This window comes from Brachymonas sp. J145 (assembly GCF_036312245.1).
Lineage (GTDB): Bacteria > Pseudomonadota > Gammaproteobacteria > Burkholderiales > Burkholderiaceae_C > Brachymonas > Brachymonas wangyanguii.
The window spans coordinates 55,867-69,117 of the sequence record NZ_JAZDCI010000008.1 but is presented as its reverse complement, the minus strand read 5'-3'; the positions used below and the strand labels follow the sequence as shown (position 1 = coordinate 69,117).

The 13,251-nt window shown below is 65.2% G+C and carries 14 protein-coding genes; 4 read left to right on the top strand and 10 right to left on the bottom strand.

The features are described from left to right. Positions 1-74: 74 nt before the first annotated feature. Positions 75-1,199: an aspartate-semialdehyde dehydrogenase gene (asd, locus tag V1261_RS08480; protein WP_329771301.1), complete on the bottom strand. Its 1,125-nt coding sequence runs from the start codon at positions 1,197-1,199 to the stop codon at positions 75-77. Positions 1,200-1,581: 382 nt separating this feature from the next. After that, positions 1,582-2,265, bottom strand: coding sequence for an aquaporin Z (aqpZ, locus tag V1261_RS08475; protein ID WP_329771300.1), 684 nt, complete (start codon positions 2,263-2,265; stop codon positions 1,582-1,584). 192 nt (positions 2,266-2,457) lie between these two features. Here aqpZ and V1261_RS08470 point away from each other — a divergent pair, with 192 nt between their 5' ends. Further along, the gene (locus V1261_RS08470; protein ID WP_329771299.1) at positions 2,458-3,567 is read left to right on the top strand and encodes an S-(hydroxymethyl)glutathione dehydrogenase/class III alcohol dehydrogenase; all 1,110 of its coding nucleotides are present in this window, start codon (positions 2,458-2,460) and stop codon (positions 3,565-3,567) included. Positions 3,568-3,660: 93 nt separating this feature from the next. On the opposite strand, the gene V1261_RS08465 is transcribed toward V1261_RS08470, so the two are convergent. From V1261_RS08465 to V1261_RS08440, 6 genes are all read right to left on the bottom strand, one after another. Next, positions 3,661-4,146 carry a hypothetical protein gene (locus V1261_RS08465; RefSeq protein ID WP_329771298.1) on the bottom strand — a complete coding sequence of 162 codons (486 nt, stop codon included), beginning with the start codon at positions 4,144-4,146 and terminating at the stop codon, positions 3,661-3,663. A gap of 177 nt (positions 4,147-4,323) precedes the next feature. After that, a complete protein-coding gene (lepB, locus tag V1261_RS08460; RefSeq protein ID WP_329771297.1) occupies positions 4,324-4,797 on the bottom strand; it encodes a signal peptidase I in 474 nt (157 codons plus the stop codon). A gap of 11 nt (positions 4,798-4,808) precedes the next feature. Continuing rightward, positions 4,809-5,267 carry a DUF6448 family protein gene (locus V1261_RS08455; protein ID WP_436231813.1) on the bottom strand — a complete coding sequence of 153 codons (459 nt, stop codon included), beginning with the start codon at positions 5,265-5,267 and terminating at the stop codon, positions 4,809-4,811. A gap of 258 nt (positions 5,268-5,525) precedes the next feature. Next, positions 5,526-5,984, bottom strand: coding sequence for a periplasmic heavy metal sensor (locus tag V1261_RS08450; protein ID WP_329771295.1), 459 nt, complete (start codon positions 5,982-5,984; stop codon positions 5,526-5,528). Further along, positions 5,981-6,466 (bottom strand): anti-sigma factor family protein, encoded by a 486-nt coding sequence (locus tag V1261_RS08445; RefSeq protein WP_329771294.1) that lies wholly within the window; start codon positions 6,464-6,466, stop codon positions 5,981-5,983. The genes V1261_RS08450 and V1261_RS08445 overlap by 4 nt, the downstream gene beginning before the upstream one ends. Before the next feature lie 18 nt (positions 6,467-6,484). After that, the gene (locus V1261_RS08440; protein WP_329771293.1) at positions 6,485-7,042 is read right to left on the bottom strand and encodes a sigma-70 family RNA polymerase sigma factor; all 558 of its coding nucleotides are present in this window, start codon (positions 7,040-7,042) and stop codon (positions 6,485-6,487) included. Positions 7,043-7,238: 196 nt separating this feature from the next. Here V1261_RS08440 and fghA point away from each other — a divergent pair, with 196 nt between their 5' ends. Then, positions 7,239-8,072, top strand: coding sequence for an S-formylglutathione hydrolase (fghA, locus tag V1261_RS08435; protein ID WP_329771292.1), 834 nt, complete (start codon positions 7,239-7,241; stop codon positions 8,070-8,072). Between the two features lie 12 nt (positions 8,073-8,084). On the opposite strand, the gene V1261_RS08430 is transcribed toward fghA, so the two are convergent. Both V1261_RS08430 and gstA read right to left on the bottom strand, forming a co-directional pair. After that, positions 8,085-8,420 carry a thioredoxin family protein gene (locus V1261_RS08430; protein WP_329771291.1) on the bottom strand — a complete coding sequence of 112 codons (336 nt, stop codon included), beginning with the start codon at positions 8,418-8,420 and terminating at the stop codon, positions 8,085-8,087. Between the two features lie 13 nt (positions 8,421-8,433). Beyond that, a complete protein-coding gene (gstA, locus tag V1261_RS08425; RefSeq protein ID WP_329771290.1) occupies positions 8,434-9,045 on the bottom strand; it encodes a glutathione transferase GstA in 612 nt (203 codons plus the stop codon). 202 nt (positions 9,046-9,247) lie between these two features. Between gstA and V1261_RS08420 the strand changes: the two genes are divergently transcribed. Together V1261_RS08420 and V1261_RS08415 are read left to right on the top strand one after the other, a co-directional pair. Continuing rightward, positions 9,248-11,935, top strand: coding sequence for a bifunctional acetate--CoA ligase family protein/GNAT family N-acetyltransferase (locus V1261_RS08420; RefSeq protein WP_329771289.1), 2,688 nt, complete (start codon positions 9,248-9,250; stop codon positions 11,933-11,935). Positions 11,936-11,993: 58 nt separating this feature from the next. Beyond that, a complete protein-coding gene (locus V1261_RS08415; RefSeq protein ID WP_329771288.1) occupies positions 11,994-13,241 on the top strand; it encodes a nucleoside recognition domain-containing protein in 1,248 nt (415 codons plus the stop codon). Positions 13,242-13,251: the final 10 nt, after the last annotated feature.

Sequence of the window (13,251 nt, the reverse complement as noted above, 5' to 3'; positions counted from 1 at the left end):
CCCGGCAGCGCCTGTACGCAGCAAAAAGGGCGCACCCCCGAAAAGGTGCGCCCTGGGCCTCAGGCTGGCAGCAATCAGTCTTCCAGCAGGATGCGCAGCATGCGGCGCAGCGGCTCGGCCGCGCCCCACAGCAGCTGGTCACCAATGGTGAAGGCGCCGACGTACTCGGGGCCCATGGCCAGCTTGCGGATACGGCCAACCGGGATCGTCATGGTGCCGGTCACGGCCACCGGTGTCAGATCCTGCATGGAGGCTTCGCGCGTGTTCGGCACCACCTTCACCCAGTCGTTGTCGGCAGCGATCAGTGCCTCGATATCGGCCGTGGGCACGTCTTTCTTCAGCTTGAAGGTCAGAGCCTGGCTGTGGCAGCGCATGGCGCCCACGCGCACGCAGTAACCGTCCACCGGGATCGCGGCATCGCCCAGGCCCAGGATCTTGTTGGTTTCGGCCATTGCCTTCCACTCTTCGCGCGACTGGCCGTTGCCCAGGTCCTTGTCGATCCACGGGATCAGGCTGCCGCCCAGCGGTACGCCGAAGTTGGCGGTTTCGTCAGCCGTCAGTGCGCGCTGCTTGGCCACCACCATGCGGTCGATTTCCAGGATGGCGGACTTAGGGTCGTCCAGCAGCGCCTTGACTTCGGCGTTCAGCGTGCCGTACTGCGTCAGCAGTTCGCGCATGTGCTGGGCACCACCGCCGCTGGCAGCCTGGTAGGTCTGCGTGCTCATCCACTCGACCAGACCGGCCTTGTAGAGTGCACCCACGCCCATCAGCATGCAGCTCACGGTGCAGTTGCCGCCCACCCAGTTGTTGCCGCCCTTGGCCAGCGCGTCCTTGATCACCGGCAGGTTGACCGGGTCCAGCACGATCACGGAATCCTGCTCCATGCGCAGCGTGGAAGCGGCGTCGATCCAGTGGCCGTTCCAGCCGGCCGCGCGCAGCTTGGGGAACACCTCGCTGGTGTAGTCGCCACCCTGGCAGGTCAGGATGATGTCGCACTTCTTCAGTTCCTCGATGTCGTGCGCGTCTTTCAGGGTCTTTTCGTTCTTGGCCATGGCCGGAGCAGCGCCGCCGGCGTTGGAGGTGGAAAAGAACACCGGCTCGATCAGGGCAAAGTCATTTTCGGCCTGCATGCGGTCCATCAGGACGGAACCGACCATGCCGCGCCAGCCGACCAGACCAACTACGTTACCAACTTTCATCGTGTATCTCCATGCGAATCAAAAAACCAGGACAGGCGATCCATCTGCGGGCGCACGCAAGCGCGGCGTCAGCGAACGGCAATCAGGAAGGGGGAGGTGTTTCTGGCGGCCCCGGCTCGTCTGGGCCGGTTTTGGCGCACGACGAACCCGGACTGGTCAGCCCTTGATGGTTGTCGTCTTGATGATGGAAGCAGGCAATGCCGCAGCCGCAACAGCACGGGCTGCCGGGTGGGGGGAAAAGGCGACATTGCTAGACATGGGGAACATTATAGGCAGCCCGCGCGCGTGCACGTGCGTGCTTTTTGATGACATCAGTGAAAGCGTGGTTTCTGCGCCATAAAAAACGCCACCCGCAGGTGGCGTTTGAACTACATGGCGAAGATTACTTCTCGGCCACGGCGCGATAGGTGATGGCGCCCAGGATGCCGCCCACGATGGGAGCGACCCAGAACAGCCACAGCTGCTGCAGCGCCCAGGGCTCGGCAAACAGTGCCACGCCGGTGCTGCGCGCAGGGTTGACCGAGGTGTTGGTCACCGGGATGCTGATCAGGTGGATCAGCGTCAGCGCCAGGCCGATGGCGATCGGGGCAAAGCCGGCCGGGGCGCGCTTGTCGGTAGCGCCCATGATGATGAACAGGAAGAAGCCGGTCAGCACGATCTCGATCAGCAGCGCGGCCATCAGGCTGAACTGGCCGGGGGAATGGTCACCGTAGCCGTTGCTGGCGAAGCCTCCGACCTGGCTGAAATCGGCCTTGCCGCTGGCAATCAGGTAGAGCACGCCACCGGCGGCGGCGGCACCCAGCACCTGCGCCACGATGTACGGCAGCAACTGGCTGGCTGGGAAACGGCCGCCGGCCCACAGGCCAAAGGACACCGCCGGGTTGAAGTGGCCGCCCGAGATATGGCCCACGGCATAGGCCATGGTCAGAACGGTCAGGCCAAAGGCCAGCGAGACGCCGGCAAAGCCGATGCCCAGTTCGGGGAAAGCCGCGGCCAGTACGGCGCTGCCGCAGCCGCCAAATACCAGCCAGAAGGTGCCAAAAAATTCGGCGCCATACTTGTTCATGAAGATACTCCTTGTGATAACTGTTGCGCCTGTTTAGTGGCGCCAATCCAGAGTGTAGAAAAACCGGCTGACGGTTTTGTGTACCTGACAACCGGCCTGTACAACAAGTTGCCAATACCGTGCAAATGTCGCAGTTCGGCCGTTGCTTTTATACTGGCCGCAACCTGTTCCACCCTGACTCCGGAGGTCTGCATGAAATCCCGCGCCGCTGTTGCCTTTGCCCCTGGCCAACCCCTGCAAATTGTCGAGCTCGATGTCGCGCCGCCGCAAAAAGGCGAGGTGCTGGTCAAGATCACCCATACCGGCGTGTGCCATACCGATGCCTTCACGCTCAGCGGCGAGGATCCGGAGGGCGTGTTCCCGGCCGTGCTTGGCCACGAAGGCGCCGGCGTGGTGGTGGAAGTGGGCGAGGGCGTGACCAGCGTCAAGCCGGGCGACCACGTGATTCCGCTCTACACCGCCGAGTGCGGCGAGTGCCTGTTCTGCAAGAGCGGCAAGACCAACCTGTGCGTCTCGGTGCGCGCCACGCAGGGCAAGGGCGTGATGCCCGATGGCACCACGCGCTTCAGCTATAACGGTGAGCCGATCTACCACTACATGGGCTGCTCCACCTTCAGCGAATACACCGTGGTGGCTGAAGTCTCGCTGGCCAAGATCAACCCGGCTGCCAACCACGAGCAGGTCTGCCTGCTGGGCTGTGGCGTTACCACCGGCCTGGGCGCAGTCTCGCACACGGCCAAGGTGCAGGAAGGCGATACCGTGGCCGTGTTCGGCCTGGGCGGCATCGGCCTGGCGGTGATCCAGGGTGCCAAGATGGCCAAGGCCGGCCGCATCATCGCGGTCGACACCAATCCCGGCAAGTTCGAGCTGGCACGCCTGTTCGGTGCCACCGACTGCATCAACCCCCAGGACCACGAGCAGCCGATCCAGCAGGTGATCGTCGAGATGACCGGCTGGGGCGTGGACCACAGTTTTGAATGCATCGGCAACGTCAATGTGATGCGCGCCGCGCTCGAGTGCGCACACCGCGGCTGGGGCCAGTCCGTCATCATCGGCGTCGCCGGTGCTGGCCAGGAAATCTCCACCCGCCCGTTCCAGCTGGTGACCGGCCGCAAGTGGCTGGGCACTGCCTTTGGCGGCGTCAAGGGCCGTACCGAGCTGCCCGGCATGGTCGAGCAGGCGATGGACGGCACCATCCAGCTGGAGCCTTTCGTCACCCACACCATGCCGCTGGAAGACATCAACCAGGCGTTTGACCTGATGCACGAAGGCAAGTCGATCCGCAGCGTGATCCATTACTGATCCGGACGCGGCATACGCCACAACGGGGCCGGCATCGCCATGATGCCGGCCCCGTTGTCGCTGGAGGGTGAGTCAGCCGCTGACGCTGGCCTCTTAGTGGCCCACGTTGATCTTCTTCCAGCCCGGGTGGCTGAAGTAGTCGCCATAGGTGTTCAGTGCCTTGGCCACGCTGAGCACGCCATCGGCACGCTTGGCGTTGCCCTGCTTGCCCTTGGTCATCTCGCTACCCTGCATCATCTGCGCGATCAGGCCGTGCAGCTGGGCGTCGGCCTTGGGCTCGAGCTTGCAGTTCTTGATGATGTAATTGATCTGCGTATTTACCTGCTTGTCGAAGGCGGCGTAGTCGGCGGCGCTGGCCTGCTTGCTGTGGGCGCGTTGCAGCATCTTCTGGGTCGAAGTGTGGATGGCGTTCATGCCTTGGCGCAGCGGGGCGTCGCTGGCCCATTTCTGGCCGTTGTTGAGCTGGATCGCGGGTGTGGCGCCGTGATCGCCATGGTTATGACCACCCTCGGCAGCCAACACGGCCAGCGGGCTGGCGAGAGCGACGGCGAGGATCAGGGGCAGGGAACGGCGTTGCATGATGGGAGTCTCCTGGAATAGACAGTGCAATAGTGCGTTGGGCTTGGGCCGGATCAGCCGGCTTGCTGTTACTAACGACGGGCGCAAGCAAAGGTTCCCGCAGGCATCCAGTTTTTTTGAAAAAAGAAAAAGGCACCCGATGCAGGTGCCTGGTCGTGCCGGGAGCGTGGTGTGGCCTCAGGCCTGCCGATCGCGTATCACGCCGATAATAGCGCCCAGCGGCACATAGGGCGAGCGCCAGCTGCGGCTGTCGCTGGAGGCGGCGCGGTTGTCGCCCAGGAACACGCCATGTCCGGCCGGCACTTGCCAGCTGCCTGTCCTGCCGCCCGGATGCGCCACATAGGGCTCGGGCACATGCTGGCCGTTGCGCTGCAGGCCGCGGTGATCCAGCTGCAGCCGGTCGCCCGGCAGGCCGAGCAGGCGCTTGACGATGCGTTGCTGTAGCTCTTCGGAGTACAGCACCACGATGTCGCCGTGGCGCAGCTGGCTGGCATGGTGCACCGGGCGTGCCAGCAGCAGCTGACCGGCCCGCAGCGTGGGCTGCATCGAATGCGATTCGACCCGGATCACCAGACCCGCATAACGGCGAAAGCCCAGCGCCGCAGTTGCTGCGGTCGCCAGGGCTATCGGCCAGAGCCAGAGGTTGCTCATGGCTCGGTGGATCAGTGGGCGTGGTGCGCGTGGCCGTGGCTGCCGCAACCACCGCCGTGTCCGTGATCGTGGTCATGGCCTTCGGCGTACTTGAAGAAGGACACATAGTCTTCCACGTGGGCACGTGCGGCCACCAGATCGTCGATATCGAAGTTCATGCTGGCGCGGGCCCGCTCGAAGCGGCTCTGCAGTTCGGCATGCTGCTTTTCGGGCATCAGGGCCAGCAGCGGCTGCAGGTTGCCATCGAGCATGGCGGCATCGGCAGCGATGACCTTGGGATCCAGCGCAGTACCGCTGGGCTTGATGCCGTCGTAACCGGCACCTTCACCAGCGCGGTGGATACGCACCAGGTTTTCCAGGAAGTGGCGATCGGCCAGTTCAGCGGCTTCGCCGCCCAGGGCACGTACGCGGATTGCACGTTCGAAGATCGGGCGCAGTTCGGCTTCGCCATCGGCAAAGATCCACTTCAGGGCGTAGTTGGCATTGCCGGTCTGCAGCGCCTTGTGGCCATCGACAACGGCGGGACCGTCTTCGGTATCGCAGTGGGCGCTGGCACGGCGCGGGGTCAGGGCGATCAGGGCAAACAGGACGATGGCCGAGAGGATGAGGGTGATCATGGACATGGTGTTCTCCTTGGGGTTGATGAAAAAGCCGCCGTCATCTGGCCGGCTTATTCATACAAACGAACGGGAGCGCAAAAGGTTCCATGATCACGATCCATGAAATTGTTACTTGTTGTGTAACTGCTCTTCCTGCGTCGGTTCTGCCGAGTAGCGGCTCAGTAGCAGGGCCAGCAGTTTGGCGCGCTGGGTGTCATTGAGCAGCTCGCGTTCGGCCGCCAGCTGCGCAATCACGCGTTGCTGCTGGGCCGTCTGCAGTTCGGCGATGCGTGCCTGCTCCCGCTCGATGGCGGCCGGGTCCGGCGTTGGCGCCAGGATCGCCTGCACCAGGGCTTCGCGGTGCTGGCGGATCTGCTCCCAGTTGTGGCTCAGGTCCTGCAGAAAGGGCTGTTCCAGCGCCTCCCACTGCTGGCGCTGGGTCGCGTCCAGGGCCAGCATGTCGGTCAGCTGCTGCGGGGCGGCATCGGCCTGTGGCCGCCATTGCTGCCAGGCCACGGCCGACAGCATGCCGAGGTTGAGCGCCAGCGAAGCGGCCAGCAGCCAGTTCAGGGATTTGCGGTAGTTCATGGCAGCGTCCTTGTCATGCGGCAGAGTTCGGGGGCGGCGCAGAGCCCGCCTGGCGGGACCGGATCGAACACGCGCACGCTGTTGATGCCGGCCGTGGTGCCGACGGTGGCTGCCGGCAGCAGGCCGCCGCCGAGCCAGAGGCCGGCCGCCAGTGCGACGCTGGCGGCCACGCCACCCGGCACGCCGCCGATCCAGCCCAGCCAACTGCTGAAGCGTCCGTCACGGCTGCGGCCAGGCTGGCTGCTGGCAGGCGGCCGCGTCTGCGGATGCGCCTGCAGGCGATCGTGCAGGTTGGCGGCCAGGTCAAAGCCGAGCGCCGGCTCGGGCAGGGCACGTGCCGCGAGCTGCAGGTTGGAAAACACCTGTAACTGCCGCTGGCACAGCGGGCACTGCTGCAGGTGGGCGGCAATCTGTTCGCACTCGCACGGGGCGAGTTCCTGGTCCAGATAGGCAGACAGGTCATCGACAGGAGGGCAGGTCATGGCGGTCTCTCTCATTTCTCATGGGGGCATGGCGGCGGCCAGGGCAAGCCGCGCACGGGCAATGCGCGACTTGATGGTGCCCAGCGGTACCTCCAGTACCTGGGCAATCTCGTCGTAGGACAGTTGTTCGATCTCGCGCAGCAGCAGCACCTCGCGCTGGTCGGCGGGCAGGCGGCCCAGGGCGGCATCGAGCAGTTGCAGCTGCTGGGTGCCCTGCAGGGCCACATCTGGCGTCGGGCCGGTATCGACTAGTTGCGCCGCATGTTCTGGCTCCAGCGCGACAAAATCGACGCGCTGGCTGCGCCGCAGCATGTCATAGGCCTGGTTGCGTGCAATGCGCAGCAGCCAGGTGCTGAACTGGGCGTCGGGGCGCCAGCGTGGCAGTGCTTCGTAAGCGTGCATGAAGGTCTCCTGCGTCAGGTCCTGCGCATCCTCACGCGTGCGCGTCAGGCGCAGCAGGAAGCGGTAGACGCGCTCCTGGAAGCGCCGCACCAGCTCGGCGAACGCGGCGGCATCGCCGCGCTGGGCGCGGACAATGCAGTCGTCGTCGGTGAGTGGGCTGGTCGTGATTCGCATGGCTCTGTTATAGCGTTCAACGAATGGCGCGCAGAAAAGTTCCCGGCAGCGGCAAAAAAAGTGGTCCGTTCGGTGCCACTGCCCGCATGGGCTGATGGCGACAAGGCCGCAGCGCAGCAGGGCGTCATCCGCGCAGTGTATGCTTGGACCGATATCGGCCAGTGTCTGGCGTCATTTCTTGTGGAGGAGCAAGCCCATGCAACGCATTGAACAGCGCGCCAGCTTTGGCGGTCGTCAGGAAGTCTGGAAACACGCCAGCAGCAGTACCGGCACCGAGATGACCTTCGGTATCTACCTGCCGCCGCAGGCACTGGCCGGCCAGCGCTGCCCGGTGCTGTACTGGCTGTCCGGCCTGACCTGTACCGAGCAGAACTTCATCACCAAGGCCGGCGCGCAGCAATTTGCCGCACAGCACGGCCTGATCGTGGTGGCACCCGATACCAGTCCGCGCGGCGAAGGCGTGGCCAATGACGCCGCCTATGACCTGGGGCAGGGTGCCGGCTTCTACCTGAATGCCACGCAGCAGCCCTGGGCGGCGCATTTCCGCATGGAAGATTACGTGGTGCAGGAACTGCCGGCGCTGGTGGAGCAGCATTTTCCGGCCACCGATGCGCGCAGCATCAGCGGCCACAGCATGGGTGGCCATGGCGCGCTTACGCTGGCCTTGCGCCATCCGGGTCGCTACCGCAGCGTCAGTGCCTTCAGCCCGATCGTGGCGCCGACCCAAGTGCCCTGGGGCCAGAAGGCCTTGCGCGCCTATCTGGGTGATGACGAAAGCGCCTGGCAGCAGCACGATGCCGTGGCGCTGATTGCCACGGCGCAGGAGCGCCTGCCGCTGCTGGTGGACCAGGGCATGGGCGATGAGTTCCTGCAGGACCAGCTCAAGCCGGAGCTGCTGCAGGCGGCCTGCGAGCAGCACGGCCACCCGCTCACGCTGCGCCTGCAGCCGGAATACGACCACAGCTACTACTTCATCGCCAGCTTTATCGGCGAGCACCTGGCGCACCACGCAGCGGCGCTGCGCGGCTGAGTCGCTCGCCGTCTACTCCAGCCAGCGCTGGCCTTGCGCCAGCTGCTGGCGCAGTTCGTCCAGGCGCACAAAACGCGCGGCGCGATACAGCTCGCGCCCCTGCAGATACAGCAGCACGACCGGCACCGTCAGCACATGCAGGCGCGAGGCCAGTTCCGGCACCTCGTCCAGCTCGACGATGGCCGGGTGCACCTGCCCGAACTCCGCTGCCAGCGCCAGCACGCGCGGGCGCAGCGCATGGCAGACGCCACAGTGGCGCGCACCCACTTGCAGCAGGCGCAGGCCGTCTCCGGCCAGGTGCTGTTCCACCGCGGCCAGATCGTGCAGGTGCAGGGCATCGGCCGTCATGCGGGGATTTGCCTCAGTCCTTGATCAGGCCTTCGGCGCGCATCGCCTGCTGCACGGCCGGACGCGCGGCCACGCGGGCGCGGAAGGCCTGCAGGTGGGCCAAGCCGGACAGGTCCAGCTGGACGAGATCAGCCCAGTTGGTGGTGACGAACAGATAGCCGTCGGCCACGGTAAAGGTATCGCCCATCAGGTAGTCGCGCTGCGCCAGCTCCTGGTCGATATAGGTGTAGAGCTGGGTCAGGCGCTTGCGCGAGGCGTCCTTGGTGGCGTCGGAACTGCCGGGACGGAACATCGGGCTGTAGCTCTTGTGTACCTCGGTGGCGATGAAGTTCAGCCAGGACTGCAGCTGGTAGCGCGCCAGCGTGCCGTTGGCCGGGGCCAGGTTCTTTTCCGGAGCCTGGTCGGCGATGTACTGCACGATGGCCGGGCCTTCGCGCAGCATGGTGCCGTCGTCCAGCTGCAGCATCGGCACATAGCCCAGCGGGTTGATCGTGTAGTAGTCGGTGCCATCGGCCAGCTTGTGGTCGGGCAGGGTCACGGCGATGGCCTCGTGCGGCAGGCCGGCCTCGAGCAGGGCGATATGCGGGGACAGGGAACAGACGCCTGCGGCGTAATACAGCTTCATGGAAACCTCGTTGTCATCAGGGTGTGGAATAAAGGGGCATGCCGGCTGTGGCAATCGCCCATGCACCAGTATCATGGGAGCTGACACAAGGCCCTGCATCCAGCGTGGTTGTCAGGGCCATTGTGCGCATGCCGCCAGGCTGGCGGAAGTTCCCGAGCCAGCGCCCTGATTCTGTAGCAGATTTCAACCGGATAGCAAGACCATGGACCAGCACTTCCTGACCCCCTTGTTCGCACCCAGCAGCATCATCGTGTTCGCCGGCACCAAGGAGGAACGCGCCGACAACCCGGCCTACCGTGACGCCATCAACCTGATCGATGCGTTCAAGGCCCAGGAGTACAAGGGCAAGGTGTTCTTTCTGGATGTGGACCACTCCGAAGGCAGCCTGTCCGACCTGATCCATGCCGGCTCCGACCTGGCCATCATTGCGCTGCCGCCAGCCGAGATCATGGAAGCGCTGGAAGCGGCCGGCCGCATGCGCTGCAAGTCGGCGCTGGTGCTGTCCGCCGGCATTTCGCCCGACATGGCCAACGAGATGCGCCAGGTGGCACGCCGCAGCAACATGTTCCTGCTCGGCCCCAACAGCCGTGGCTTCCAGCGCCCGAACCTGGGCCTGAATGCCGGCGTGGTCGGCCCGATGGCCGAGAAGGGCCCGCTGGCACTGGTGTCGCAATCCGGCGCCCTGACGGCGGCGCTGCTGGACTGGGCGCGCCCGAACCACATCGGTTTCTCCACCATCATCTCGCTTGGCCCGCACACCTGCGTGGACATGGCGCAGACGCTGGATTTTCTGGCTGCGGACCCGCAGACGCACAGCATCGTGGTCTATCTGGAAGGCATTTCCGATTCGCGTAGCTTCATGAGCGCACTGCGTGCCGCTGCCATCGCCAAGCCGGTGGTGGTGCTCAAGGCTGGCCGCAAGCGCGCCGGCAACGTCGCGGCGCGTACCCACTCTGCCGCGATTGTCGGCAGTGACGAGGTGTTTGACGCCGCGCTGCGCCGTGGCGGCGCGGTGCGCATCCGCTCCTTCACCGAGCTGTTTTCGGCCGCGCAGTGCCTGGCCTCGCGCTACCGCCCGGTCGGCAACCACCTGGCCATCATCACCAACGGTGGCGGCCCCGGCGTGCTGGCGGCAGACCGTGCCAATGACATCGGCCTGGAGCTCGGCCACCTGTCGCAGGAAGCCATCAACGCGCTGATGCCGCGCCTGCTGCCGCAGGCCTCGGTGGTGGACCTGATCGACCTGTCCGAGGAAGCCCAGCCTGAACACTATGTGGCGGCGCTGCAGGTAGTGGCCAAGGAGGCCGATATCGACGGCATCCTGACCATCCACACGCCCAAGCGCGATGTCGACATGAAGGCGGTAGCCGTGGCCGTGGCACAGGAGCGCAAGAAGATCGGCAAGCCGCTGATCAGCTGCCTGATGGGCGATACGGCAGTGCGTGAAGCGCGCGATGCGCTGCGCGAGGCCGATATCCCCACCTTCCGCAGCCCCGAAGCGGCAGTCGGTGCCTTTGGCAATATTTCGCAGTTCTACCATAACCAGCGCCTGCTGCAGCAGACGCCGCCGCCGCTGAGCAATATGGCCAAGCCCGACGTGGAAGGCGCGCGCCTGCTGCTGGAAGGCGTGCTGGCCGAACGCCGCCAGATCCTGACCGAGATGGAATCCAAGGCGCTGCTGTCGGCCTTCCACATTCCGGTCACGCAGACGATCCTGGCGCGCAGCACCACCGAAGCGATGATGCTGGCCTCGCAGCTGGGCTTCCCGGTGGCGCTCAAGATCGATTCGCCCGACATCGTGCACAAGTCCGACGTCAACGGCGTGGCGCTGAACGTGATGAACGCCATCGGCGTGCGCGATGTCTACGAGGACATGATGGAAAACGTGCGCCGCAAGCAGCCGTCGGCGCGCATCAACGGCATCACGGTGCAGCGCATGGCCAGCCATGTGCGCGGCCGCGAGCTGTATATCGGCGTGGTGACCGATGAGGCCTTTGGCCCGGTGATCGCCTTCGGTGCCGGCGGCACCATGATCGAACTGTATCGCGACCGCTCCATGGAGCTGCCGCCGCTCAACCAGTTCCTGGCGCGCCACATGATCGACCGCTCGCGCGTCTCGGCCACGCTGGGCAACTGGCGCGGTGCCAGCGCGGTGGACCGCGAGCTGCTGGAGCAGGTGCTGCTGCGCGTTTCCGAGATGGTGTGCGAACTGCCGCAGCTGCGTGAAATGGACATCAACCCGATCATCGTGGACGCCAACGGCGCGGTGGCGGTGGATGCGCGCATCGTGGTCGGCAACACCACGGCCACGGCGCGCCCCTACCAGCACCTGTCGATCCTGCCGTACCCGGCGCACTTCAAGCAGGAATGGCCGCTGCGTGGCGGTGGCCATTACACGATCCGCGCGATTCACCCGGATGATGGCCAGATGCTGCAGGAGCTGGTACGCGGCCTGAGCCCGGAAAGCCGCTACAACCGCTTCGTCTCCGCACTGACCGAGCTCTCGCCCGGCATGCTGGCCAAGTTCTCGCTGATCGACTACGACCGCGAAATGGCGCTGGTGGCGATACTGGACGAGCGCGAGATCAGCCCGGACGGCAAGGTCACCGAGCAGGAACGCCTGGTCGGCGTGGTGCGCTATGTCACCAACCCCGACAGCAGCACCTGCGAATTCTCGCTGCTGATCGCCGACGACATGTCCGGCAAGGGCATGGGCTCGCGCATGATGCGCTCCATCATGGACGTGGCACGCGACAAGGGCCTGCGCGAGATCATCGGCCTGGTGCTGACCAGCAACAGCAATATGCTGAAGCTGATGCGCTCGCTCGGCTTCAGCATCAAGCCCTATCCGGATGATCCGGATTTCCGTCTGGTGACCTACCAGCTGTAAGGCGCTGGCAACGCAGGCCGGTTCCCCACGGAGCCGGCGCTGCGCGCACTGGGTACGCATGGTCCTCAATCTCGTCTGGCTGGGTTTTTTTGTTTCGGCATTCCTGATCGCGCTGTGGCAGCTGCTGCAGGGGGATCTGGAGGCGTTCTCGCGTCTGCTCACCGCCTTGTTCGATGCCGCCAAGTCTGGCTTCGAGATTGCACTCGGCCTGACCGGCATGATGGCGCTCTGGCTGGGCCTGCTGCGCGTGGGCGAGCGCGCCGGCCTGATCAATCTGCTGGCGCACGGCGTGAACCCGCTGTTCCGCCACCTGTTTCCCGGCGTGCCCTCCGGCCACCCGGCGCAGGGCGCGATGACGATGAACATCTCGGCGAACATGCTGGGGCTGGACAATGCCGCCACGCCGCTGGGCCTGAAGGCGATGCAGGAGCTGCAGTCGCTCAACCCACAGCCGGAGCGCGCCACCAACGCGCAAATCCTGTTCCTGGTGCTGAACACCGCCGGCCTGACGCTGATCCCGACCTCGGTGATCGCGATCCGCCAGACCATCGCCATGCAGCAGGGCCTGAGTGGTTTCAACGCTGCTGACATCTTCCTGCCGACGCTGGTGGTGACCTCGATTTCGCTGCTGGCGGCACTGCTGCTGGTGGCACTGATCCAGCGCCTGCCGGTGTGGAAGCCGGCGATCTGGCTGCCGGTGCTGCTGTTTGGCGCGCTGATCGGCGCTCTGAGCTGGTGGCTGACCGGGCTGCCGGCGGAGCAGGCCTCGCAGCTGGTCGGCGCCATCGGCAGTGGCGTGATCCTGTCATTGGTGGTGCTGTTCCTGCTGGCCGGCGCGGTGCGCCGCATCCCGGTCTACGAAACCTTTGTCGATGGCGCCAAGGAAGGCTTTGGCGTGGCGGTGCAGATCATTCCCTACCTGGTGGCGATGCTGTGCGGCATTGCGGTGTTCCGCGCGGCTGGCGGCATGGACTGGATCCTGCAAGGCATTGCCAGCCTCATCACCGCCTTCGGCCTGCCGACCGATTTCCTGCCGGCGCTGCCGGTGGGGCTGATGAAGATCCTGTCCGGCTCCGGCGCACGCGGGCTGATGGTGGACGTGATGCAGGCGCATGGTGTGGCGTCCTTCCCGGCGCAGGTCGCCGCCATCATCCAGGGATCGACCGAAACCACCTTTTACGTGCTGGCGGTCTACTTTGGCAGCGTTGGGATCAAGGACACGCGCTACGCACTCGGCTGCGCGCTGTTTGCCGACCTGGTTGGCATCGTGGCGGCAGTGCTGGTCGGCTACGCGTTTTTCCGCTAGCAGAAATTGG

Coding starts and splice junctions, on each gene's coding strand:
- V1261_RS08415 (WP_329771288.1), top strand. CDS start 11,994: ATGGTCCTCAATCTCGTCTGGCTGGGTTTTTTTGTTTCGGCATTCCTG.
- V1261_RS08465 (WP_329771298.1), bottom strand. CDS start 4,146: ATGCAACGCCGTTCCCTGCCCCTGATCCTCGCCGTCGCTCTCGCCAGC.
- asd (WP_329771301.1), bottom strand. CDS start 1,199: ATGAAAGTTGGTAACGTAGTTGGTCTGGTCGGCTGGCGCGGCATGGTC.
- fghA (WP_329771292.1), top strand. CDS start 7,239: ATGCAACGCATTGAACAGCGCGCCAGCTTTGGCGGTCGTCAGGAAGTC.
- lepB (WP_329771297.1), bottom strand. CDS start 4,797: ATGAGCAACCTCTGGCTCTGGCCGATAGCCCTGGCGACCGCAGCAACT.
- V1261_RS08430 (WP_329771291.1), bottom strand. CDS start 8,420: ATGACGGCCGATGCCCTGCACCTGCACGATCTGGCCGCGGTGGAACAG.
- gstA (WP_329771290.1), bottom strand. CDS start 9,045: ATGAAGCTGTATTACGCCGCAGGCGTCTGTTCCCTGTCCCCGCATATC.
- aqpZ (WP_329771300.1), bottom strand. CDS start 2,265: ATGAACAAGTATGGCGCCGAATTTTTTGGCACCTTCTGGCTGGTATTT.
- V1261_RS08470 (WP_329771299.1), top strand. CDS start 2,458: ATGAAATCCCGCGCCGCTGTTGCCTTTGCCCCTGGCCAACCCCTGCAA.
- V1261_RS08420 (WP_329771289.1), top strand. CDS start 9,248: ATGGACCAGCACTTCCTGACCCCCTTGTTCGCACCCAGCAGCATCATC.
- V1261_RS08445 (WP_329771294.1), bottom strand. CDS start 6,466: ATGACCTGCCCTCCTGTCGATGACCTGTCTGCCTATCTGGACCAGGAA.
- V1261_RS08450 (WP_329771295.1), bottom strand. CDS start 5,984: ATGAACTACCGCAAATCCCTGAACTGGCTGCTGGCCGCTTCGCTGGCG.
- V1261_RS08440 (WP_329771293.1), bottom strand. CDS start 7,042: ATGCGAATCACGACCAGCCCACTCACCGACGACGACTGCATTGTCCGC.